The 23,806-nt window shown below is 53.0% G+C and carries 22 protein-coding genes; 6 read left to right on the top strand and 16 right to left on the bottom strand.

Annotated elements, in window-relative coordinates:
- Positions 1–13 precede the first annotated feature (13 nt).
- The 6 genes from tcuR to ybfF form a co-directional block, all read right to left on the bottom strand.
- Positions 14–940, bottom strand: a complete 927-nt coding sequence (tcuR, locus tag HV237_RS16855) for a tricarballylate utilization LysR family transcriptional regulator TcuR (protein WP_016155984.1) — start codon at positions 938–940, stop codon at positions 14–16.
- Positions 941–1,069: 129 nt separating this feature from the next.
- Positions 1,070–1,516, bottom strand: a complete 447-nt coding sequence (gene fur / locus HV237_RS16850; RefSeq protein ID WP_003022836.1) for a ferric iron uptake transcriptional regulator — start codon at positions 1,514–1,516, stop codon at positions 1,070–1,072.
- Positions 1,509–1,595, bottom strand: a complete 87-nt coding sequence (locus HV237_RS16845; protein ID WP_049259739.1) for a ryhB-regulated fur leader peptide — start codon at positions 1,593–1,595, stop codon at positions 1,509–1,511. Before HV237_RS16845 ends, fur begins: the two co-directional genes overlap by 8 nt.
- 210 nt (positions 1,596–1,805) lie before the next feature.
- Positions 1,806–2,336 (bottom strand): flavodoxin FldA, encoded by a 531-nt coding sequence (gene fldA / locus HV237_RS16840; RefSeq protein WP_003022839.1) that lies wholly within the window; start codon positions 2,334–2,336, stop codon positions 1,806–1,808.
- 155 nt (positions 2,337–2,491) lie between these two features.
- Positions 2,492–2,779 carry a LexA regulated protein gene (gene ybfE, locus HV237_RS16835; RefSeq protein WP_003022842.1) on the bottom strand — a complete coding sequence of 96 codons (288 nt, stop codon included), beginning with the start codon at positions 2,777–2,779 and terminating at the stop codon, positions 2,492–2,494.
- Between the two features lie 128 nt (positions 2,780–2,907).
- Complete coding sequence (ybfF, locus tag HV237_RS16830) at positions 2,908–3,681, bottom strand: esterase (RefSeq protein WP_047359515.1); 774 nt, start codon at positions 3,679–3,681, stop codon at positions 2,908–2,910.
- Between the two features lie 194 nt (positions 3,682–3,875).
- Between ybfF and seqA the strand changes: the two genes are divergently transcribed.
- Both seqA and pgm read left to right on the top strand, forming a co-directional pair.
- Positions 3,876–4,418: a replication initiation negative regulator SeqA gene (seqA, locus tag HV237_RS16825; protein ID WP_016152261.1), complete on the top strand. Its 543-nt coding sequence runs from the start codon at positions 3,876–3,878 to the stop codon at positions 4,416–4,418.
- Between the two features lie 24 nt (positions 4,419–4,442).
- Positions 4,443–6,083, top strand: a complete 1,641-nt coding sequence (gene pgm / locus HV237_RS16820; protein ID WP_016152262.1) for a phosphoglucomutase (alpha-D-glucose-1,6-bisphosphate-dependent) — start codon at positions 4,443–4,445, stop codon at positions 6,081–6,083.
- A 71-nt stretch (positions 6,084–6,154) separates the two neighbouring features.
- Here the strand turns inward: pgm and potE are convergent, their stop codons facing one another.
- The 9 genes from potE to kdpF form a co-directional block, all read right to left on the bottom strand.
- Complete coding sequence (potE, locus tag HV237_RS16815; RefSeq protein WP_016152263.1) at positions 6,155–7,474, bottom strand: putrescine-ornithine antiporter; 1,320 nt, start codon at positions 7,472–7,474, stop codon at positions 6,155–6,157.
- Complete coding sequence (gene speF, locus HV237_RS16810) at positions 7,471–9,669, bottom strand: ornithine decarboxylase SpeF (protein WP_047359486.1); 2,199 nt, start codon at positions 9,667–9,669, stop codon at positions 7,471–7,473. The genes potE and speF overlap by 4 nt, the downstream gene beginning before the upstream one ends.
- A gap of 265 nt (positions 9,670–9,934) precedes the next feature.
- On the bottom strand, positions 9,935–10,039 hold the full coding sequence (speFL, locus tag HV237_RS16805; RefSeq protein WP_114149115.1) for a leader peptide SpeFL: 105 nt from the start codon (positions 10,037–10,039) through the stop codon (positions 9,935–9,937).
- Positions 10,040–10,317: 278 nt separating this feature from the next.
- Positions 10,318–10,995 carry a two-component system response regulator KdpE gene (kdpE, locus tag HV237_RS16800; protein WP_016152265.1) on the bottom strand — a complete coding sequence of 226 codons (678 nt, stop codon included), beginning with the start codon at positions 10,993–10,995 and terminating at the stop codon, positions 10,318–10,320.
- Positions 10,992–13,676 carry a two-component system sensor histidine kinase KdpD gene (kdpD, locus tag HV237_RS16795; RefSeq protein WP_047359485.1) on the bottom strand — a complete coding sequence of 895 codons (2,685 nt, stop codon included), beginning with the start codon at positions 13,674–13,676 and terminating at the stop codon, positions 10,992–10,994. The genes kdpE and kdpD overlap by 4 nt, the downstream gene beginning before the upstream one ends.
- A 10-nt stretch (positions 13,677–13,686) precedes the next feature.
- Positions 13,687–14,253, bottom strand: a complete 567-nt coding sequence (kdpC, locus tag HV237_RS16790; RefSeq protein ID WP_047359484.1) for a potassium-transporting ATPase subunit KdpC — start codon at positions 14,251–14,253, stop codon at positions 13,687–13,689.
- 8 nt (positions 14,254–14,261) lie between these two features.
- Positions 14,262–16,310, bottom strand: a complete 2,049-nt coding sequence (kdpB, locus tag HV237_RS16785) for a potassium-transporting ATPase subunit KdpB (RefSeq protein ID WP_016152268.1) — start codon at positions 16,308–16,310, stop codon at positions 14,262–14,264.
- 20 nt (positions 16,311–16,330) lie between these two features.
- Positions 16,331–18,010: a potassium-transporting ATPase subunit KdpA gene (gene kdpA, locus HV237_RS16780; protein ID WP_046274707.1), complete on the bottom strand. Its 1,680-nt coding sequence runs from the start codon at positions 18,008–18,010 to the stop codon at positions 16,331–16,333.
- Positions 18,010–18,099 carry a K(+)-transporting ATPase subunit F gene (gene kdpF / locus HV237_RS16775; RefSeq protein WP_001670793.1) on the bottom strand — a complete coding sequence of 30 codons (90 nt, stop codon included), beginning with the start codon at positions 18,097–18,099 and terminating at the stop codon, positions 18,010–18,012. Before kdpF ends, kdpA begins: the two co-directional genes overlap by 1 nt.
- A 308-nt stretch (positions 18,100–18,407) precedes the next feature.
- Here kdpF and HV237_RS16770 point away from each other — a divergent pair, with 308 nt between their 5' ends.
- From HV237_RS16770 to HV237_RS16760, 3 genes are all read left to right on the top strand, one after another.
- Positions 18,408–18,614 (top strand): YbfA family protein, encoded by a 207-nt coding sequence (locus tag HV237_RS16770; protein ID WP_003022870.1) that lies wholly within the window; start codon positions 18,408–18,410, stop codon positions 18,612–18,614.
- 124 nt (positions 18,615–18,738) lie between these two features.
- Complete coding sequence (gene phrB, locus HV237_RS16765; protein ID WP_181541576.1) at positions 18,739–20,157, top strand: deoxyribodipyrimidine photo-lyase; 1,419 nt, start codon at positions 18,739–18,741, stop codon at positions 20,155–20,157.
- A gap of 161 nt (positions 20,158–20,318) precedes the next feature.
- On the top strand, positions 20,319–21,233 hold the full coding sequence (locus tag HV237_RS16760; RefSeq protein WP_047359482.1) for an Rpn family recombination-promoting nuclease/putative transposase: 915 nt from the start codon (positions 20,319–20,321) through the stop codon (positions 21,231–21,233).
- A 49-nt stretch (positions 21,234–21,282) separates the two neighbouring features.
- Here the strand turns inward: HV237_RS16760 and dtpD are convergent, their stop codons facing one another.
- Positions 21,283–22,764 carry a dipeptide permease DtpD gene (dtpD, locus tag HV237_RS16755; protein ID WP_016152272.1) on the bottom strand — a complete coding sequence of 494 codons (1,482 nt, stop codon included), beginning with the start codon at positions 22,762–22,764 and terminating at the stop codon, positions 21,283–21,285.
- Positions 22,765–23,053: 289 nt separating this feature from the next.
- Here dtpD and ybgI point away from each other — a divergent pair, with 289 nt between their 5' ends.
- Positions 23,054–23,797 carry a radiation resistance protein YbgI gene (gene ybgI / locus HV237_RS16750; protein ID WP_016152273.1) on the top strand — a complete coding sequence of 248 codons (744 nt, stop codon included), beginning with the start codon at positions 23,054–23,056 and terminating at the stop codon, positions 23,795–23,797.
- Positions 23,798–23,806 lie beyond the last annotated feature (9 nt).

Raw genomic sequence — 23,806 nt, 5'->3', positions numbered from 1 at the left:
GCTAAAGAGGGCTTTAGTTATTGTAAAGGATGGCGCCTGGCCAGCTTCCTGCTTCCACCAGTTGATGCATCACTTTTGTTAGCACCACGCGGGCGGCGAGGCCCGCGGGGGTTAGCTCATCATCAGAAAGGCTGACCAGAAAGTTGGGGCGACTCAGTATTGGATTATGGACGCCGATCACTCTTAGCGTCTCTTTATCGAGATGGGAAATTGCCGCGCCGGGCTGGAGAGTAGCGCCGATTCCACTGCGAACGGCACGCATTAGCAGCGCCAGACCATCAATTTCTGTGGCGATCTCAATGCGCAGCGCGTGTTCCTGACAAATTGCTTCCAGCCTGCCGCGCAGACCGTGGCCTGGGCTGGGCATTATCAATGGGATACTTGCCAGCTGGGCTGGCGCAATATTGTCATCGGCAATATCGGCCAGTAAGGCATGAGTCCCAATCAAAAACAGGCGCTCTTCGAGAATCGGTCTGGCGCTCCAGCGCACGATCTTTTCTTTCTGAAAAACCACGGCCAGATCAATCTGGCGGGTATTAATCATCCGTTCCAGGTTGCCAGAGAGGCTTTCCACCACATGCAGGCGGACATCACTATAGCTTTCCCGCATGGCGTTAATAAAAGGCATGCCGAGAACGGAAGCGGTACTGGGGGCCATACCGACGCTGACGTGCCCGGAAAGCCGGGACTCTCGCGCGGCGAGGATTGCATCGTCTGCGTGGCGGAGCGCCAGCTGCGCCTGGGAGTAAAAAGCCAGTCCGGCGCTGGTGGGCGTCACGCCACGCGAGGTGCGTTGCAGCAGTCGAATAGCGAGTTCGTTTTCCAGGCGGGACATTTGCTGGCTGAGTGCCGAAACCCCAATATTGAGATCGAGCGCCGCGCTACCCATGCTGCCGGTTTCTACAATGCGAACAAAATAGCGTAGCTGGCGAAGTTCCATTTCGACTCTCCGGGAAGGGATAATTGATTTTTACATTAAAGCAACACAGGAGTGGAGGGAAGGGGAAAAGAGGGGATAGCGCCCATAAAAAAAGCCAACCGAATGGTTGGCTTTTCAGAAAGCATCACATTATTTACCGTCGTGAGCATGCTCATCTTCGCGGCAATCGCCTTCGGCGCAGTGACCGTAAAGATAGAGGCTATGGTTGGTTAAACGAATACCATGTTTAGCCGCAATCTCACGCTGGCGCGCTTCGATGGAATCATCGCTGAACTCGACCACTTTGCCGCAGTCGAGGCAGATGAGGTGATCGTGATGATGCTGTTGAGTCAGTTCGAAGACGGATTTACCACCTTCAAAATTATGGCGGGTCACGATACCGGCATCATCAAACTGGTTCAGCACGCGATACACGGTCGCCAGACCAATTTCTTCACCCATATCGATCAGACGTTTGTATAAGTCTTCCGCACTGACGTGATGGTTATCCGGTTCCTGAAGAACTTCCAGAATTTTTAAACGAGGAAGCGTTACTTTCAGGCCAGCCTTCTTTAATGCGGTATTGTTGTCAGTCATGCGGAATCTGTCCTGTAGCTAAACGATTCACTTCATTAACAGAAGTGACAGAAATTGCACTTGAGATAATGCGATTCATTATAGAACTGCCATGGCTAAATGAAAACTGCAAGTCTCTGGCATATATTGTTAATCAAAACGTGGTATCGCCGACAAACACACTGTGCAATACCCGATTGGCATCCGGCCATTGTACAGGGTCAGACGAAAAAGTTACAAATTTGTAGCAATTATTTTGATTGGTTTTATCTATTGATGTGGCGCAGATGGAAATCTGCGCCACACAAAATCAGGCATTGATGATTTCGTCGAGGTGCAGCTCCTCAGAGATCTGCTTAACCCATTTTTCTACGCGTTCGGCGGTCAATTCAGGCTGGCGATCTTCATCAATGGCCAGACCCACAAAGTGGTCGTCGTCAGCCAGGCCTTTGGACGCTTCAAAGTGATAACCCGCCGTTGGCCAGTGACCAACGATGGTTGCGCCGCGCGGTTCGATGATGTCGCGAATTGTACCCAACGCATCGCAGAAATATTCTGCGTAATCTTCCTGGTCGCCACAGCCGAACAATGCAACCAGTTTGCCGTTAAAATCAATGTCTTCGAGGGTAGGGAAGAAATCGTCCCAGTCACACTGCGCTTCACCGTAGTACCAGGTTGGAATGCCGAGCAGCAAAATGTCATACCCTTCGAGGTCTTCTTTGCTGCTTTTTGCAATGTCATGTACATCGGCAACGTCTTTACCAAGCTGTTTTTGAATCATTTTTGCGATGTTTTCGGTGTTACCGGTGTCGCTGCCGAAAAAGATGCCAGTGATTGCCATGAGTAAAATAACCTCTTGAAACTTATTGAAATGGTGGTGGCGCATTGCCCACGGATAAGGGCAATCATAGCAGAACAGTCAGGCATGCGGAAACAGCAAACACGCAGGACTGCACTCTGTGCTACACGATTTATGATTTAGAGCAGAAATTCAGACTAAGCCTGACCGCGCAATGCGCTGAGTTGGTTCATCAGCATCTCTTCGATGAGTTCACTGCGACTCATGTTGCGCGCCTCGGCCAGCTCGTTCAGAGCGTCAACGGCATCAGCGTTCAGTTTCAGTTCGACACGCTTAAGCCCGCGAACTTTATCGCGTTTAAGCTGATTACGTTTGTTAATACGTAACTGTTCATCACGCGAGAGCGGATTAGTTTTGGGGCGTCCCGGGCGACGCTCCTGCGCGAACAGATCTAATGTCGTACGGTCCGTTTGTTCTTTGGCCATGATCTTGGTGACTTCGGGGAAACAATCAGCCAGGCGTCTGCCCGGATGGATAGCCCGCCATAATACATCAGCAGGGGAGACACGCCAACGCCCACGCGCGTAATCACGCGCAGACGCTGAGTTTTTAATCAGTTAGCCTGCTCGCTCAGATAACGACGGATGGCGCGCAGTACCGCCTCCGGTTTTTCCGCATGCACCCAATGGCCCGCGCCTGCAATAACGTGCGCCCGAGCCTGCGGGAATTGCGCCAGCAGTTGTTCGCGATACGCTTCGGTAACATAAGGTGAGTTGCCACCGGGGATAAACAGCGCCGGGTGTTCCCACGCCGGGATGGTCTCCCAGCCGACAATATGAGGATATTGCTCCCACAGCACGGGAACATTAAAGCGCCATTCGCCGTCCACGAAGGATTTGAGCAGAAACTGGATCACGCCTTCCTCTTGCAGATGCTGGCGCATGACGCTCGCCGCCTGCTGACGCGAAGAGGACTGCGCGTCAGTTACTGCGTTAATGGCAGCAAAAATCTCATCGTGACGGCGAACATGATAGTCAACGGGGGCAATGTCGATGGCTACCAACCGTTCGACACGTTTAGGGGCCAGCGCGGTTAACGCCATGACGGCTTTGCCCCCCATCGAGTGACCAATAAAGATCGCTTTTTCGATTTGTTGATCGTCCAGCGTATCCAGCAGGTCTTGCGCCATGGCCGGATAATTCATCACAGGTGAACGCGGGGAGAGGCCATGATTTCGCATATCAACCTGGATGATATCGTGATCGGCCACCAGATCGCGCGCCAGGATCCCCAGGTTATCCAGACTGCCAAACAGGCCGTGCACCAGGACGATGGGAGAATTATTGTGCAGGTTTTGCGCAGATTGCGCTCGGATATTCAATTTCATGGCAAAGTTCTTTTTTTCACACTCACGGGTTAGGGTATCATGTTGACCATTCTGCCACATGGCTGCAACAACTACGGTTACTCTGAGTTTTGCCAGCCACCAGGCTTGACGCTATCCGCTGTTGGGATTTGCCTTTACACTACGCGTGTTGACCCCAACAACTTGTATTCAGCTAAACACTGCACTGGATTAAGATGAAAACGATTGAAGTTGATGATGAACTCTATAGCTATATTGCCAGCCACACCAAGCATATCGGCGAGAGCGCATCCGACATTTTACGGCGTATGTTGAAGTTTTCCGCCGCATCACAGCCTGTCACTCCGGTAGTAAAAGAAGTCCGCGCTGTGCAAGCTGTCGTGGAAGCGAAGCCGGTTAACCCCGTAAAAGATAAAGTGCGCGCAATGCGTGAACTGCTGCTGTCCGACGAATATGCGGAGCAGAAGAAAGCAGTAAATCGCTTTATGCTGGTGCTGTCTACACTCTATTCACTGGATCAAAACGCGTTCGCCGAAGCAACGGAATCGTTGCATGGTCGTACGCGCGTTTATTTTGCAGCAGATGAACAGACGCTGCTGAAAAATGGTAATCAAACCAAACCGAAACACGTGCCAGGCACGCCGTACTGGGTGATCACCAATACCAATACCGGCCGTAAATGCAGCATGGTTGAGCACATCATGCAGTCAATGCAATTCCCTGCGGAATTGATTGAAAAGGTTTGCGGAACAATTTAATCCTTGCATTAGAAGGACCAGGCAATGGCAATCCACAACCGTGCAGGTCAACCTGCGCAACAGAGTGATTTGATTAACGTCGCCCAACTGACGGCACAGTACTATGTACTGAAACCAACAGCAGGGAACGCTGAGCACGCCGTCAAGTTCGGTACGTCCGGACATCGCGGCAGTGCAGGTCGTCATAGTTTTAACGAGCCGCATATTCTGGCTATCGCTCAGGCGATTGCTGAAGAACGTGCGAAAAACGGGATCACTGGCCCGTGCTATGTGGGCAAGGATACCCACGCGCTGTCTGAACCGGCTTTTATCTCTGTACTGGAAGTGCTGGCAGCGAACGGCGTGGACGTCATCGTGCAGGAAAATAACGGCTTTACGCCAACCCCTGCCGTGTCGAATGCTATCCTGGTCCACAACAAAAAAGGCGGCCCGCTGGCTGACGGCATTGTGATCACGCCGTCCCACAATCCGCCGGAAGATGGTGGCATTAAATACAACCCGCCAAACGGTGGTCCGGCAGATACTAACGTCACCAAAGTGGTGGAAGACAGGGCTAACGCTCTGCTGGCTGATGGTCTGCAAGGCGTGAAGCGTATGTCGCTGGATGCTGCGCTGGCATCTGGTCATGTAAAAGAGCAGGACCTGGTTCAGCCGTTTGTTGAAGGACTGGCCGACATCGTCGACATGGCGGCGATCCAGAAAGCGGGCCTGACGCTGGGCGTCGATCCGCTTGGCGGTTCCGGTATCGAATATTGGAAGCGTATTGCCAAGCACTACAACCTGAACCTGACTATCGTTAACGATCACGTTGATCAGACTTTCCGCTTTATGCATCTCGACAAAGATGGCGCAATCCGTATGGACTGCTCCTCCGAGTGCGCGATGGCGGGACTGTTGGCGCTGCGTGACAAGTTCGATCTGGCCTTTGCCAACGATCCGGACTACGACCGTCACGGTATCGTCACCCCGGCGGGCCTGATGAATCCGAACCACTACCTGGCAGTGGCGATCAACTACCTGTTCCAGCATCGTCCTCAGTGGGGCAAAGACGTTGCCGTCGGTAAGACGCTGGTCTCTTCGGCGATGATTGACCGCGTAGTGAATGATTTAGGGCGTAAACTGGTCGAAGTTCCGGTTGGCTTTAAGTGGTTCGTTGACGGTCTGTTTGACGGCAGCTTTGGCTTTGGTGGTGAAGAGAGCGCGGGCGCTTCTTTCCTGCGCTTTGACGGTACACCGTGGTCGACCGACAAAGACGGCATCATCATGTGCCTGCTGGCGGCAGAAATTACCGCAGTGACTGGTAAGAATCCGCAAGAGCACTACAACGAACTGGCAGCCCGCTTCGGCGCGCCAAGCTACAACCGCCTGCAGGCAAGCGCGACTTCCGCGCAGAAAGCGGCGCTGTCTAAGCTGTCTCCGGAAATGGTGAGTGCCAGCACGCTGGCGGGCGACCCGATCACGGCACGTCTGACGGCGGCACCGGGTAACGGTGCTTCTATCGGCGGTCTGAAGGTGATGACTGACAACGGCTGGTTTGCTGCGCGTCCGTCAGGTACTGAAGACGCCTATAAAATCTACTGCGAGAGCTTCCTTGGTGAAGAACATCGCAAGCAGATCGAAAAAGAAGCCGTTGAGATTGTCAGCGAAGTGCTGAAAAACGCGTAAGTCTTGTTTGTACTGACGCGTTTTGTAGGCCCGGTAAGCGTTAGCGCTACCGGGCTTTTTTATGCCAGGATTTAACTATGGTTATTTTTCAGTTCAAAACGCGGTGATACCAGGCCATACAGCGTCCAGCCGAGGAAGGTCACGATAGAACCATAAAGCATTGCTTCTTCGCCAGAGGAGTAGAGCGCATAGAAGCTGTACAATGCGCCAACAAACGCCACGAAGTTCGCCGGTTTCGCTTTCGACGACGGAACATTCGCCATTTTTTGAATAATTACCAGCGCGGCCATCGACAGAATATACGGAATGATGTTTGTCACCACCGCCAGGTTGACCAGCACGTTGAACTGACTGTTCAGTGACGGGCTGATAGTCATCAGCGATAAACCACTCTGGATGATCACGATAGCCAGCATCCCCTGTACCGGCGCGTCTACTTTGGTCACGCGAGAGAAGATTTTAGGGAAGTAACCCCCATCAGCCGACGATTTGAATACCTGAGCGATAGTGAACTGCCAGCCCAGCAGTGAACCGCAGCAGGACATCACCATCAGCGCCATGATCACTTTACCGACTTCCGGGGTGAACATTTGTGCGAAGGCTAAACCGAACGGTGCTGTAGAGTTAGCCAGATCCATATTCGGCACAATCCCGGCTATCACGTTGGTGGAGATGATGTAAATCACCGCCGCGCCCAGCGTACCGCCCAATACGGCGATGGGCACGTTGCGTTCCGGATTGTCTACCACTTCAGCGTTGGCGCAGGCCGATTCCAGACCCAGAAAAGCCCACAAGGTCATCGCAATGGAAGAACCGACAGCCGTGAAGAACGGGACGTGGTGTGGATTCCAGGAGTTAGCGTACAGCGTCGGACTGAACCAGAACCAGCCGATGATACACAGACCGACAACCGGAATAATGACGCCCCAAACGGTGATGCTGCTGATCTGCCCGGTAATGCGCGCCCCGCCAAAGTTAGCCACGGTACAGATCCACAGTACACCAATGGTTGCCAGGCCAATCTGCACCGGCGTCAGTGTGGCGCCAAACAGCTCGGTACCGTAGCCAACGGCGGAGATGGCGATAGCCACGTTGGCGATTAACAGCGAAACGCCATAAGTGTAGTTCGCCATAAAGTTACCGGATTTGCCAAAGGCGTATTCAGCGTAACCCCCCATACCACCGGATTTACGGCTGAACATACCGCATTTTGCGAAGGCCCAGGCCAGCGCCATTGAACCGACAGCAGTCACCAGCCACGAGATGATCGAGATAGTACCGACTTCCGCAAGCTTGGTGGGCAACATGATGATTCCGGATCCCATCATATTAACCATGGTCAGGATAGTGAGCTGGACGACGCCCATTTTGTTGGATTTGGCTTTGCTCATAACATTTCCCCTTTCAACAGAGCGTGTTGCGCGCTTTGTTGCTTAATCACGTAGCACCACACCTGTTTACGACCGTCGTGTTCTTCGATGTAGACACCCTGGAGCTCAGGCGCAAAACCCGGTAGCAAATTGATTCCTTCTTCCAGTGCGCTGAAGTAACGTAATACTGAACCGCCCCAGATTTCACCCGGAACCACACACAGCACGCCCGGAGGATAAGGCAGCGCGCCTTCTGCCGCGATGCGACCTTCAGCGTCCGGCAGACGCACCAGTTCAACTTCACCACGCAGATATGCATAATTGGCATCCTGGGGATTCATGCTGACGCGCGGGAAATGTGCCTTACGGAACATCTCTTTCTGTAGCTGCTTCACGTTGTGACGCGCATACAAATCGTGCATCTCCTGGCACAGCTGGCGCAGGGTGTAACCGGCGTAACGGGCTTCATGCTGCTTGTAGATCGAGGGCAGAACCTCGGCTAGCGGGGCATCGGCTTCCAGCAGTTTTTCGAAACGCACCAGCAGGGCGACAAGCTGCTGCAACTTCGCCATATCTTCTGCGGGGGTCAGCAGGAACAGGATGGAGTTGAGGTCGCATTTTTCGGGCACCACACCATTTTCGCGCAGGAAGTTAGCCAGAATGGTAGCCGGAACGCCGAAGGTATCGTATTCGCCGTTACGTGCATTAATACCCGGAGTGGTGAGCAGCAATTTGCATGGATCCACAAAGTACTGGTGTTCGGCATACCCTTCAAAAGCATGCCAGTGTTCACCGGGGACAAAATGGAAGAAACGCAGGTCGCTGGCGATTACAGCGGTGGGATAAGCCTGCCACGGTTTACCCTCTACTATCTCCGGCACGAACGGGCGGATATGGTGGCAGTTTTCCAGGATCAACTTACGAGTATCAATTCCGTTGACGACGCAGTCCATCCACATGTTGCGCCCGCTGACGCCTTCATGCATTTTGGCGTTGATGTCCAGTGCGGCAAAGAGCGGATAGAACGGGCTGGTGGAGGCGTGCATCATGAACGCGTTATTCATTCGTTTATGAGGCACGTAGCGAGACTGGCCTTTAATATGGCTGTCTTTTTTGTGGATCTGCGAAGTCTGAGAGAAGCCTGCCTGTTGTTTGTGCACTGACTGGGTGACCAGAATGCCGGGGTCATTTTCGTTAAGATCCAGCAACAGCGGAGAGCAATCGGCCATCATCGGAATAAACTGCTCATAGCCAACCCACGCGGAGTCAAACAGGATGTAGTCGCACAGATGGCCGATCTTATCCACCACCTGACGGGCGTTATAGATTGTGCCGTCGTAGGTACCTAACTGAATCACGGCCAGACGGAACGGACGCTCATCTTTCGAACGTTGTGGCGCAACTTTACTCACCTGTTCACGTAGATAGCCTTCTTCAAAGCAGTGCGCGTCGATCCCGCCGATAAAGCCGTACGGGTTACGCGCGGTTTCCAGATATACCGGCGTTGCCCCGGCCTGCAATAACGCGCCGTGGTGGTTTGACTTGTGGTTGTTGCGGTCGAATAACACCAGATCGCCTGGGGTGAGCAATGCGTTAAGCACCACTTTGTTCGATGAGGAGGTCCCGTTCAGTACAAAGTAGGTCTTATCCGCGTTGAAAACTTTAGCTGCGTGCTGTTGTGCGATGCAGGGAGCGCCTTCGTGAATCAGCAGATCACCCATTGCGACATCGGCATTACACAAATCGGAGCGGAAAAGTGTTTCGCCGAAATATTCGACAAACTGATTACCCGCAGGATGGCGACGGAAAAACTCGCCCCCCTGATGACCAGGACAATCAAAGGCGCTGTTACCCTGATTGACATAGTCGACAAGCGCACGGAAGAACGGCGGACGTAACTGCGTTTCATAATGGCTGGCGGCGGTTTCTAACTGCCGGCCATAAAAGGCGGTACGGGCTTCATTACATTCGAATACACCTGAGATCCGCGGCAGATGTTCAGATGGAACACGTTCTTCATTTTCGGTGGCGATAAAAACAGGAATCCCATAGCCGGTGGCGTCAATTTCATCGAGTTTTCCACGTTCAATATCATTGATGGATAACACGATAGCAGCAACATCAATAAAATTACTTTCATCGATATTTACGCAAGAACGCTGCGTAGAAAAACAATCAGGACAGGAACGGCTTACGGCAATTTTTAATTCTGACATTTTCATCTCTTTATTTTTAGGTAATAGCAGGTCCTCAATTTCTCAAATGAGAAATTGATAACTCCGGAAAAAAAGCAAAGTCATACCGCTGATAAATAAATCAGTAAATTGCTTTTTTGAAGATGCAATAAACCCTAACCGGTCCGGTCCGGTCCGGTCACAGGTAATACAGGGTTATGCAGGGAGAGCACTGCGGATACAGGCGTTAGCCTGCGATACAGAGAGTCAGGAAGACCTGTATACTTGAGTGCCCTTAGTCGGAAGACTAACGGGCATTAAAGAAATGAAAGTCGAAACTGTTGCGGTGGGCAAACATCATAATATGCGTTGTTCGCCTTATATGTGGCATTGTACGGCTATTATTTTCCATTTTAGTTACCTTTACTGGATAAGTGGAAGGTGCGGGTATTTTATCCAGGAAATGGCTATGAACTGTGAAGAAGATCAATAAAAAACGATCGTTTATAAAATATTTAGTCGCCATTTATGCATAGTGCGGGACAAGATGCTGTTTTGTTGTTTATATGTTATTTATTTGTATTTTATTATTTTTTTACAATATTCTACTGGCTGCATAATAAGTATTATGCAGTGGAGTGAGTAATGAAAAATATATTTATTAATTAATCAGAAAAAATGAATAAGAATTCACGGCATAAACCGATAGCCAATTCCGGTTTCGGTCAGAAAATGACGCGGACGGGCCGGGTCCAGTTCCAGCTTCTGGCGCAGGTGTCCCATATAAATACGTAGATAATGACTGTGTTCGACGGCGTTTGGTCCCCAAACCTGATTTAACAACTGGCGTTGCGTCAGTACCTTCCCGGCATTATTTAACAGAACCGCTAACAGACGAAACTCAATCGGCGTCAAATGAATTTCCTCGTCACCTCGGTGAACGAGGCGTGCGGCAATATCCACTTTGACGTTGGAAAAATGTACCACCGGTTCGGGAGACGCACCGCTGGCGTGGCGACGCAATGCCACGCGCAATCTCGCCTGTAGCTCGCCAATACCAAAGGGTTTACTGAGATAGTCATCGGCACCGGCATCCAGCGCAGCAATTTTATCGCTTTCCTCACTGCGGGCTGAAAGCACAATCACCGGAATCGCGCTCCATTGTCGCAGGTCGCGAATAAAATCAATGCCGTCGCCGTCCGGCAGGCCGAGATCGAGAATGATGAGATCGGGTTTTCGCGTGGCGGCTTCCAACAGACCACGTTGCAGCGTTTCCGCTTCATATACACGCAGGCCATCGGCTTCCAGCGCAGTGCGCAGAAACCGGCGAATGGCATGTTCATCTTCAACAATCAGTACGTTCGTCACATATCCTCATGAAAATCTTCAAGTTCAGGGGGAATTTCCTGGGGCAGTGTAACACGAAAACAGGCTCCTCCTTGCGCGCGATTGTGGACCGAAATAGTACCGCCGTGCACGTCCACAATAGCCTGACAAATTGCCAGCCCCAGCCCAACGCCGGGCACCGATGATTCTTTATTTCCCCGGGAAAATTTGTCAAAAACGCGCTGTTCCATACCCGACGGAATACCCGGCCCATTATCCCAGACGTCCAGTTGCAGATGTGCGCCATCGACGCTGGCATCAATACCGATTTGCGCCTGTGGCCCCGCGTATTTGACGGCGTTTTCCAGTAGATTAATCAGCACCCGTTCAAAGAGCGGACCATCAACGTGAATCAGTGTTAACGGTTCAGGTAACGACAGATTTATTGGGGCAGAGAGACCGGGCTCCAGCATCTGCAGGGCGCTGCCGACCACCTCTTCCAGCGTTAACCACTCCTTCTTAAGATTAAAGCCGCCAGACTGAATTCGCGCCATATCCAGCAGGTTATTAACCAGTCGGGTAGTATTCAGAACGTGCTGGCGAATCTCACTGGCCTGGCGCGCGTGCGGCGATCCCTCGCTGGCCAGATCCAGCGTTAAGATTTCCGCCTGACCGAACAACACCGTCAACGGCGTGCGCAAATCGTGGGACAGAGCAGCGAGCAGGGCGTTGCGAATGCTTTCGCGCTCGCTGGCAAACCGCGCCTGCTCTTCGCTGGCGGTCAGCGTCAGGCGCTCCAGCGCACTGGCTACCAGTAGAGTGAAGGTTTCCAGCAGGCGTTGCTGTTCGGGGATCATAAGCTGGCGTAAATTTCCCGGTTCGACTACCAGCAGCCCATGCGTTTTATCGGCGCTTTTTAACGGTAAAATCTGATACGGCACGCCCGGTAACGTGTCGGTGCCTGCACCGGCCGGTTGCCCTTTGTCAAAGCTCCATTGGGCAATAGCGTCATCCCACGGCGTCATGCCCTGTTGATGGGTGAGCGGGGCCAGCTTGCCGTTCTCACCGGGCAGTAAAACCTGGCTGCGGGCCTGAAACGTTGAAGCGATAAACTGTTCACTGGTGGCGGCGATATCCGTCTGACTCCGACCGACGGCCAGCGCTTTCGACATCTCATACAAATGACGCGTACGCTGTTCACGATAACGCGCAACCCGCGCCTGATAACGCACCCCGGCGGTCAGATTACCAATAACCAGCCCTACCGTTAGCATTACGGCAAAGGTGAGTAGGTACTGAACGTCTGAAACGGCCAGCGTCCCGCGTGGGGCAATAAAGAAGAGATCGAAGCTGGCGACGTTAATAAAGGTTGCCAGCACTGATGGCCAGCGTCCGTAAAAGAGTGCGATAACCACCACACCCAATAAATAGATCATCACCAGGTTGGCGGCGTCAAAGGCCATTAGCCACTGCATGGCGATTAGCGTAATAATGGCGCACAGCGCAACGGCAACCACACAACCCTGAATTTGTACCCGCCATTTATCCTTAAAGGTGCGACTATCAGCCGTTTGCAGCACAGGGCGTGAAGGGGGCTCATCGAGCGCAACAATCATCAGGTCGAGATCCGGTGCGCGATGGGCGAGTTTGTCGGCAAAGGAATCGCTACGCCACCAGCGACGCGTAGTCGGACGCCCGAGCACAATTTTTCCCAGATTATGCTCACGGGCATAGTGGATGACCGCTTTGTCTTCGGCGGGGTCGGAAAGGGTGGCTGTTTCTGCGCCTAACTCCTGAGCCAGCCGCAGAGCGCTTAAAATTGCGCGGCGTTGTTTTTCGGGCAGTCGGTGCAGCGCTGGCGTTTCGACATACACCGCATGCCAGACGCTGCCGAGACGCGCCGCCAGACGTGCGGCGGCGCGTACCAGTTTTTCGCTGCCGGTATTGTGCCCAATGCACAGTAAAATAGCGTCGCGGGTATGCCAGACTTTCTCCTCTCCCGGACGTCCTCGCCAGGCGCGCATCTGATCGTCTACCCGATCAGCCGTGCGGCGCAGGGCAAGTTCACGTAGCGCGATCAGATTACCTTTGCGAAAGAAATGCTCGATTGCTCTTTCTGCCTGACCGGCGATATAGACCTTGCCTTCGTTCAGGCGCTGGCGCAAATCGTCGGGGGGGAGATCGACCAGCACCACATCGTCGGCGGCATCGAAAAAAGGGTCGGGTACGGTTTCACGAACCTGAATGCCGGTAACGCCGCTGACCACGTCATTGAGACTTTCCAGGTGCTGCACGTTAACGGTAGTAAAAACATCAATCCCGGCTTCCAGCAGCTCTTCAATGTCCTGCCAGCGCTTAGGATGCCGTGAGCCTGGCGCATTACTGTGCGCCAGTTCATCCATCAAAATGAGCGCCGGACGGCGAGCCAGCGCCGCGTCGAGATCGAACTCATTGATATGGCGGCCGTGACGCGCCTGTCGCTTTAGCGGCAGGATGCTGAGGCCGTCCAACAGCGCGGCGGTCTCTTTGCGTCCATGGGTTTCCACCACGCCAATCAGCACATCTAACCCTTGCGCCCGCAGTCGCTGGGCCTCTGCCAGCATGGCCCAGGTTTTGCCGACGCCAGCACAGGCACCGAAGAAAATTTTCAGTTTTCCCCGGTGCGGGGCCGTGGTCTGCTCCAGCAGGCGATCGGGGTCGGGGCGTAAGGGTTCGTTATGCATGTCCTTTTTCTCAGTGCTTATCCAGCGCTAAATTAAGTTCCACCAGGTTCACCACCGGCTGACCGATAAAACTGACCAACGGCTTTTGCGTATATTGTGCAACCAACCGCGTTACCTCTTCAACGCTGAGGTTGCGAGCCTGCGCCACGCGGGGAATTTGCCAGGCCACCGCGGCTGGCGTCAGGTTGTTATCCAGCCCGCTGGAAGAAGCCGTTACCAGCTCTACCGGGACGGCAGGACTGGCCTGCGGGTTGGCGGCACGCAGTGCGGCAATCCGGCTTTGCAGCTGTTTATCCAGTTCCGGGTTGCTGGCTGCCAGATTACTGCCGCCTGAAGCCATTGGATTATAGGGCATTTCAGCTGTGGCAGACGGACGCCCCTGAAAATAACCGGCAGCGGTAAAATGTTGCCCGATGAGCTCAGAGCCGCGAACAACCTGACCTTCGCTAAGAAGCGAACCGTTAGCCTGGTGGGGAAACCACCACTGCCCCAGCGCGGTCGTCAGCAACGGGTAAGCCCCGCCGGTGATAAGCATCAGGAAAATCAACGTTGATAATGCAGGACGTAATCCACTCATCTGAAACCTCACACCAGACCCAGCAGGGTCAGCAGTAAATCAATCGCTTTGATACCGATAAACGGCACAACCAAACCGCCCAGACCATAGATCCACAAATTGCGGCGTAACATCGCGGATGCGGACAATGGTTTGTAGCTCACGCCTTTTAGCGCCAGTGGGATCAGAAAGACGATAACCAGCGCGTTAAAGATAACCGCGCTGAGGATCGCCGAGTCTGGCGAATGCAGTCCCATCACGTTCAGCGCATTGAGCTGCGGATAGGTGGCGGCGAAGGCGGCCGGGATAATCGCGAAATACTTCGCGACGTCGTTGGCAATACTGAAAGTGGTCAGCGAACCGCGCGTCATCAGCATTTGTTTACCAATGTGCACTACTTCAATCAGTTTGGTGGGGTTGGAGTCGAGATCCACCATGTTACCTGCTTCTTTCGCTGCCTGGGTTCCAGAGTTCATGGCGACCGCAACGTCGGCCTGCGCCAGGGCAGGAGCGTCATTGGTTCCGTCGCCGGTCATCGCCACCAGACGACCTTCCGCTTGATACTGACGAATCAGCGCCAGCTTGGCTTCCGGCGTGGCTTCAGCTAAGAAGTCATCCACTCCGGCCTCAGCGGCGATCGCGGCAGCGGTCAGGCGGTTATCGCCGGTGATCATCACCGTTTTAATCCCCATTTTGCGCAGTTGAGCAAAACGTTCTTTGATCCCGCCTTTCACAATATCTTTCAGCGCAATCACGCCCAGTACGTGGGAGCCTTCGGCAACCACCAGCGGCGTTGCGCCAAGGCGAGCGACGCTTTCGACCTTCTGCTCCACATCGGCGGGAAAGTGGCCGCCGTTGGCTTCAACGTGCCGACGAATGGCATCGACCGACCCTTTGCGGATCATTCGGTTGTCGATGTTGATGCCGCTCATCCGGCTTTGGGCGGTAAACGGCACAAAGGTAGCGTGCAGCGATTGCACGTCGCGAATACGCAGATTAAAGCGCTGTTTTGCCAGGATCACGATGCTGCGGCCTTCCGGCGTTTCATCGGCCAGCGATGAAAGCTGTGCGGCGTCGGCCAACGTTTTTTCGTCCACGCCGTGGGCGGGCAGAAAATCCGAAGCCTGACGGTTACCCAGCGTAATGGTGCCGGTTTTATCCAGCAGCAGTACGTCTACGTCACCTGCCGCCTCTACTGCACGTCCGCTGGTAGCGATGACATTCGCGCCCAGCATGCGGCTCATCCCGGCGACGCCAATCGCTGAGAGCAGTCCGCCTATCGTTGTAGGGATCAAGCACACAAGCAAGGCAACCAGCACCGTGATGCTGACCGCACTACCACCCCAGGCGGAAAACGGCCATAGCGTGGCGGTCGCCAGCAAAAAGATAATGGTCAGGGCAATCAGCAGGATCGTCAGGGCGATTTCATTGGGCGTTTTACGCCGCTGCGCGCCTTCAACCATGGCGATCATCCGGTCGAGGAACGTTTCACCGGGGTTTACGCTGCATTCGATAACCAGCCAGTCGGAGAGGATGCGGGTCCCGCCGGTGACGGAGGCGAAATCGCCACCGGATTCACGAATCACAGGCGCGGATTCACCGGTAATGGCACTTTCATCTACTGATGCGCCACCTTCAATGACCTCGCCGTCACACGGGATAATATCGCCAGCTTCCACCAGCACGATATCCCCTTTCCGTAAATCATCGGCAGGAACGTGATCCATTGCCGCGCCGTATTTGGGTTCGCGAAGTTTGCGGGCAAAGGCGGTTTTTTTGACTCCCTTTAGGCTATTAGCCTGAGCTTTACTGCGACCTTCTGCCAGCGCCTCAGCGAAGTTGGCGAACAGAACGGTAATCCACAGCCACAGACTTATCGCGCCGGTAAACCACGGGCTGCCCTGCATATGACCTGTTGCCATCGCCACCGTTAACAGGGTTGTTAACAAACTGCCCAGCCAGACGATGAACATCACCGGGTTACGCCACTGGGTATGTGGGCTTAATTTTTTCACGGCGTCCATCAGCGCCTGTGCGACCAGAGAGGGTTCGAACAGCGCCAGTTGCTTGCGACTCATAGTAATGTGCTCCGCATCACTCAGTGTAATGACAGGTATTCTGCGACCGGACCAAGCGCCAGGGCAGGAACAAAGGTGAGAGCGCCAACCAGTAACACCGTACCGATTAACAGCCCGACAAACAGCGCGCCGTGGGTAGGTAGCGTGCCTGGGCTTGCTGGCTGGATCTTTTTACTGACCAGCGACCCGGCAATAGCCATCACGGGGATGATCACGCCGAAGCGACCGAAGAACATGCACAGGGCCAGCAGGCAGTTCCAGAACGGGCTATTGGCGCTTAATCCGGCAAAGGCGCTACCGTTGTTGTTCGAGGCAGACGACACGGCATACAGGACTTCACTAAAGCCGTGAGGACCTGGATTAAGCATGGCGCTGCGCCCGGCATCGCTCATCATGGCGATCGCTGTCCCGAGCAGGACCAGCGTAGGGGTGACCAGAATCGCCAGCGCGGTCATTTTCATTTCGCGCACGTCGATTTTCTTACCCAGATACTCCGGCGTACGGCCAATCATTAACCCGGCGATAAATACCGCCAGCAGCACGAACAGCAGCATGCCGTACAGACCTGAACCCACACCGCCGAAGACCACTTCACCAATCTGCATCAGCCACATAGGTACCATGCCGCCCAGTGCGGTAAAGGAGTCATGCATCGCATCGACAGCCCCGCAGGATGCTGCTGTGGTGACGACGGAAAAGAGACTCGTGGCCAGCACGCCAAAGCGGCTCTCCTTGCCCTCCATGTTGATATTGCTGTCGGCACCGAATGCCATCAGGTGCGGGTTGCCCTGAACTTCGGCCCACATCACGACGGCAACGCAGACTGCAAAAATCAGTGACATGGCCCACAGTAAGGTCCGCCCCTGACGACGATCGCCCACTACATCACCAAAGGCAAAACACAGCGCGGTGGGAATTAAGAAAATAGCCAGCATCTGTACCAGATTGGTCAGTGCGGTTGGGTTTTCAAACGGATGCGATGAGTTAGCGTTAAAGAATCCCCCTCCGTTAGTGCCGAGCATCTTAATCGCTTCCTGTGAGGCGACTGGCCCCATTGGCAGCAGCTGTTTCACCCCTTCAAGGGTGGTGATGGGCTGATAAGGCAATATGTTTTGCAACGTACCTTGCTGAATGAAGAACAGGGCAATGAGCAACGCAATAGGGACGAGGATCCACAGCGTAATGCGAACCAGATCGACCCAGGCGTTGCCCAACGTGTTCATACTTTGGCGTGTGAAAGCGCGGGTCAGGGCAAAAATCACCGCAATTCCGGTCGCCGCAGACAGGAAATTCTGCACGGTCAACCCGGCCATCTGGCTGAAATAGCTTAAGGTGGTTTCGCCAGCATAGGATTGCCAGTTGGTATTAGTGACAAAACTCACCGCCGTGTTGAGCGCCAGATCCCACGAAAGCCCTGGCAGTTGCTGGGGATTTAGCGGCAGCAAGTTTTGCGCCATTAGCATCGAAAACAGGACCAGCAGGCCCAGCGCATTGAGAGCAAGGATAGCCAGCAGATACTGCCGCCAGTTCATCTCCTGCTGCGAGATGCCCAGACCGCGCCAGAGTAAATGCTCCGCGCCAACCAGACCCGGCAGGGGCGTATTGTTGATCAGTCGAGCCAGCCCAAATCCCAACGGTCTGGCGATGACAAATAGCACCAGCAAGAAACTGGCAATGAGTAAAAATCCTTGGGCTGCCATCAGAACGCCTCCGCATTGATCAGGGCATAGACCAGGTAACCTAATAATAAAAAGACCAGCACAATGCCGGTTATCACGCCTGCACTCACAGTGCACCTCCAGTGGCATAAATGTGATAACCAGAGCGTAGGTTTTTGCTTGCAAAGATTTCGCAAAAATCAGGGGGTGGGGTGTAAAAAAAGTATAAAAATGGCAAAAACCATTATTTAACTAATGGTTAGTATTAATTTAACTTTTATGTAACTTAATTACAGTTTTAAGCTAAACGGAGCATCAATAGATAAAAATAAGTGGTCGGATGAGTAGCAAAATTACACACAAGGCGGTATTATTTTCATCAGTTAACCAAATTTATTTTTCCGGTGCTATTCACCGAACAGATATATGGGAGAGGATTATGGACTTTTATAAAGAATATCCAGCACACATTGTTTTCTTGCGCCGTACCTTTGCCGTAGTGGCGGGCGTGCTGGCGCTACCGGTCATGCTGTTCTGGAAAGACCGCGCTCGTTTTTACAGCTACCTGCACCGCGTCTGGTCTAAAACCAGTGATAAACCGGTGTGGATGGAGCAGGCTGAAAAAGCCACCTGCGATTTCTACTAAGTTATCGTTCTTGCTCAAGAAAACCGCTCACAGTAATGTGGCGGTTTTTTTTATGCGCCGACGTCTACACTTGTCGGTGTAATAGATAACGAGTGGCAATGATTAATTTATATCCGGGAGTATTATGACCACCCATCTGGTCTGGTTTCGACGTGATTTACGTCTGCATGACAACCTCGCGCTGGCGGCGGCTTGTCGGGATCGTACTGCGCAGGTCATCGCGCTATATATCTCTACTCCTGAGCAGTGGAAGGCGCACGAAATGGCCCCACGTCAGGCGGCATTTGTGAGTGCGCAGTTGAATGCGTTGCAGGCGGCGCTGGCGGAAAAAGGCATCCCGCTTCTGTTTGATGAAGTCGCAGATTTTGCGGCCAGCGTGGAAACCGTTAAAAACGTCTGCGCACAGCATAGCGTCAGCCGATTGTTTTATAACTATCAATACGAAATAAACGAACGTCAGCGTGATGTCGCCGTTGAGAAGGCATTACCCCATGTGGTGTGTGAAGGGTTTGACGACAGTGTGATCCTGCCTCCGGGGGCGGTCATGACCGGCAATCACGAGATGTATAAAGTCTTTACACCGTTTAAAAATGCCTGGCTGAAGCGGATTAAAGAGGGTGTTCCAGAATGCGTTAGTGCGCCGAAGGTGAGAGAAAGCGGCGCTCTTGACGCTCCGTTAACATCAATAACGCTGAGCTATCCGCAGCAAGATTTTGATGCGCAGCGGTTTGTGGCAGAAGAAAAACTGGCTATCGCGCAATTACGCCAGTTTTGCCAGCAGGCCGCGAGAGAATATGAGCAACGGCGTGATTTCCCCGCGGTTGATGGTACCAGTCGATTATCCGCGAGCCTGGCGACAGGGGGATTGTCGCCGCGCCAGTGCCTGAATCGACTGCTCGCGGAGCAGCCGCAGGCGCTTGAAGGAGGGGAAGGCTGCGTCTGGCTGAACGAACTTATCTGGCGTGAATTTTATCGTCATCAGATGACTTACCATCCGGCGCTGTGTCGGCATCAACCGTTTATCCGTTGGACCGATCGCGTGCAATGGCAGAATAATCCTGCACATTTGCAAGCCTGGCAAACAGGGAACACGGGATACCCGATTGTTGATGCGGCGATGCGTCAGCTCAACGCTACAGGCTGGATGCATAATCGATTACGCATGATTACAGCCAGTTTTTTAGTGAAAGATCTGCTGATCGACTGGCGTAAAGGCGAGCAATATTTTATGTCGCAACTGATCGATGGCGATCTGGCGGCCAATAACGGCGGCTGGCAGTGGGCGGCCTCAACCGGGACCGACGCCGCACCGTATTTCCGTATCTTTAACCCCACGACTCAGGGCGAAAAATTTGACCGCGACGGTGAGTTTATCCGCCAGTGGCTGCCGGAACTGCGCGATGTGCCGGGTAAAGCCATTCATGACCCGTGGACATGGGCTGAAAAAGCGCAGGTTACGCTTAACTATCCTCGTCCGATTGTCGATCATAAACAGGCAAGACTGGCGACGCTGGCGGCCTATGAGGCGGCGCGCAAGGGATAAGTATGTGACGGATTTCTGCGTAATGCCTTCCAGCAGAATGAACATGTTGCAGTCGGGAGCTATTAGCGCTGAAACGTGCTCTCAGTACCGTGAATACCCTGCTGCATAAGTTTTCCCTCAGCAGTAAATTTCCGTCATCTTCATTCAGATGACGGAAATTAATGACAACGCCAACGACATCCACACCGCACGATGCGGTGTTTAAAACGTTTTTACATCATCCCGAAACTGCGCGGGATTTTCTCGACATTCACCTGCCAGCTGAACTGCGGACACTTTGCGATTTGAATTCGCTGAAGCTGGAGTCAGAAAGCTTTATTGAAGCGGATTTACGTTCGCGCTACTCCGACGTGCTCTGGTCTTTGCACACTCGCGACGGCGACGGTTATGTCTATGTGGTTTTAGAGCATCAAAGTTCAGCCGAGCCGCATATGGCTTTTCGTCTGTTGCGTTATGCGATGGCGGCGATGCAGCGCCATCTGGACGCAGGGCATAAGGAACTGCCGCTGGTGATACCGATGCTGTTTTATCATGGCTGCCGAAGCCCTTACCCGTACTCGTTGTGCTGGCTGGATGCCTTTGCCGACTCCGTGGCGGCAAGACAACTTTATTCCAGCGCATTTCCGTTGGTGGACATAACGGTGGTACCCGATGATGAGATCATGGCTCACAGGCGAATGGCGCTGCTGGAATTAATGCAAAAACATATCCGTCGGCGGGATTTGATGGGGCTGGTAGAGCAACTGACCACGCTGCTACTTACTGGATGCGCTAATGACACGCAATTACAAGCGATGTTTAATTACATTCTACAATCTGGCGATGAATCTCGCTTTAATGAGTTTATTCAAGAGATGACACAACGGATCCCCCAACACAAGGAGAGGCTGATGACTATTGCAGAGCGGTTACGGTTAGATGGATTACAGGAAGGTCTACAACAAGGACTACAACAAGGAAAACAAGAAGCGGCATTACGTATAGCGCAAACCATGTTGGAACAGGGAATAGAACGCGAAATGGTAAAACTGGTGACCGGTGTTTCAGAAGCGGATTTGGCTGTAAACCATGCATAATCTCCAGAAAAACAGGCCCGAATCTTATCCCATCATCGGGCCTGTAAACTCAGGACTCTACCGCCAGCGGACGATTTCTGAACTTCAGCGACTGGTACAGCCAAATCAGCAGCACCAGCACCACACAGGCCAGCGCGCCCCAGGTTATTTCGCTAAAGACATCAATATATGCATTGATGGAATAGTTGATAGCGCCCGCTGAGTCAAACGAACCTTGTGAGGTCTGATCGGCGATAACGCCGGCCAGGTAGTTGGCGATGGCTCCGGAAAGCAGCATGTAAATACCCGTTAATACGCCGGTCACTCCTGGGATCTCGATACGTGTAATCTGAGACATAGCCACCGGATCGATAAACAGCTCGGCAAAGCCCATGACCGCCAGCCCCAATACCATCAGCGGCATGGAAGAGTGACCGTAAGCCGCAGACCAGCGGGCGCTCAAGGTCAGAATACAGAATCCGGCGCTCATTAAACCGAGGCCAAGGGCAAATTTACCCCAGATACGGACGGTACGATTACCGCTAACGCTTTCTTTGACCACCCAGGCCAGCACGATACCGCACAGCATAACGGCAAAGGCGTTAACCGACTGGAACATCGCGGTAGGGACGGAATATCCCAGAATATCTCGGTTAACGAAGCGGTCGATATACAGGCTAATCGAACTGCCGCCCTGTTGAGCAAAGGCCCAGAACAACAGACTGAAGAAGGTCAACGTAACGATAAGCCCCAGCTCTTTGCGCTGTTTCTGGGTCTGCGCCTGGCGGTAAATCTTCGCCAGAACCGCCAGACCAATAACAGTAGCAACGATCAGTGCGTAAACGGACCACTCTTTCCAGAACAGAACGGTAATCAGCAGCGGTGCTGCAACCAGCAGAACTAATAACCAGGCCCAGTTTGGCAGCATATATTTTTTCGCACACAAGACGGCCTTGTTGACGCCGGTGGTATGGGCGAAATGGCGATTACCGCATACGAAAATCACCAGCCCCGCCAGCATGCCAATCGCCGCCAGCGCAAAGCCCATCGCCCAACTGTACTCTTCCTGCACGTAGCCGCAGGCAATAGGCGCGATGATTGAACCAATATTACCGGCAGCGTAGAGCAGAGAGAATCCACCGTCACGGCGAGGGTCTTCAGGCTGATACAACTCGCCCAACAGGCAACTGATGTTGGATTTAAACAGACCGTAGCCACAGACAATAATCGCCAGCGACAAATAAAGGAACGCCGGGGCCATTTCGCTGGCGCCCAATACCAGATGCCCCACAGCCATTAAAAATGCGCCGATCATCACCGCCATTCGATTGCCGAGCACTTTATCGGCCAGGTATCCCCCAAGAATGGGCGTGACGTAGACCAGCGAGCAGTAGGCGCTGAACAGTTCATATGCGTGATTATCGTCGTACTTAAGCTGGTTAGTGAGATACAGGATCAGCAATGCACGCATGCCGTAAAAACTGAAGTATTCCCAAATTTGTAGCGCAACGACGTAATAAATCGCCCGTGGTTGAGATGCTTGTTTATTCATTCTTTTCTCGAAGTAAATGCCTCGCGACAGGCTGAACGTGCTGCGCGAGTGTGTTTCCTTAAAGTTTTAACTTTGATACAGATCTGATTATTTTTGCAATATGCTGTCTGATTGCATAAATATACATGAATTAGATCGCGTGGGGGTAAGCAAATTGCGTTCAAATCGGGTGTGATTGTTTCTTGATGTGTCAGTGAAATGTCTATCGACGAACGCAAGCGGGGACGCTATTTTAACCTAAGCTGTGTTGCTGATTGGGCAGGCAGAATTTATGACTACGAGGACGATGATGAAAAACACCGAACTGGAACAACTGATCAACGACAAACTGAACAGCGCCGCCATTAGCGACTATGCGCCGAATGGTTTGCAGGTTGAGGGCAAAGAGACGGTGCATAAGATCGTGACCGGCGTGACCGCAAGTCAGGCGTTACTGGATGAGGCGGTACGCCTGCAGGCGGATGCGGTCATCGTTCATCACGGTTATTTCTGGAAAGGTGAATCTCCGGTTATACGCGGTATGAAGCGCCATCGTCTGAAAACGCTGTTGGAAAATGATATCAACCTGTATGGCTGGCACCTGCCGCTGGATGCTCACCCGGAACTGGGTAATAACGCGCAGCTGGCAGCGCTGTTGGGGATCACCGTCATGGGTGAAATCGAGCCGCTGGTGCCATGGGGAGAACTCTCCATGCCGGTTCCGGGGCTGGAGCTGGCATCGTGGATTGAAGCGCGTTTAGGCCGTAAACCGTTATGGTGCGGTGATACCGGGCCGGAAAAAGTTCAGCGCGTCGCCTGGTGTACAGGGGGCGGTCAGAGTTTCATTGATAGCGCAGCCCGGTTTGGTGTCGATGCCTTTATCACCGGTGAGGTTTCAGAGCAAACCATTCACTCAGCCCGCGAGCAGGGGTTGCATTTTTATGCTGCTGGTCACCATGCGACCGAACGCGGCGGCATTCGCGCATTGAGCGAATGGCTGAATGAAAATACCGATCTGGACGTAACCTTTATCGATATTCCTAATCCAGCGTAATAAAGAGGG

The organism is Citrobacter sp. RHBSTW-00570 (genome assembly GCF_013739755.1).
Classification (GTDB): Bacteria; Pseudomonadota; Gammaproteobacteria; order Enterobacterales; family Enterobacteriaceae; genus Citrobacter; species Citrobacter braakii.
This window is presented reverse-complemented; position numbering and strand designations above follow the sequence as displayed.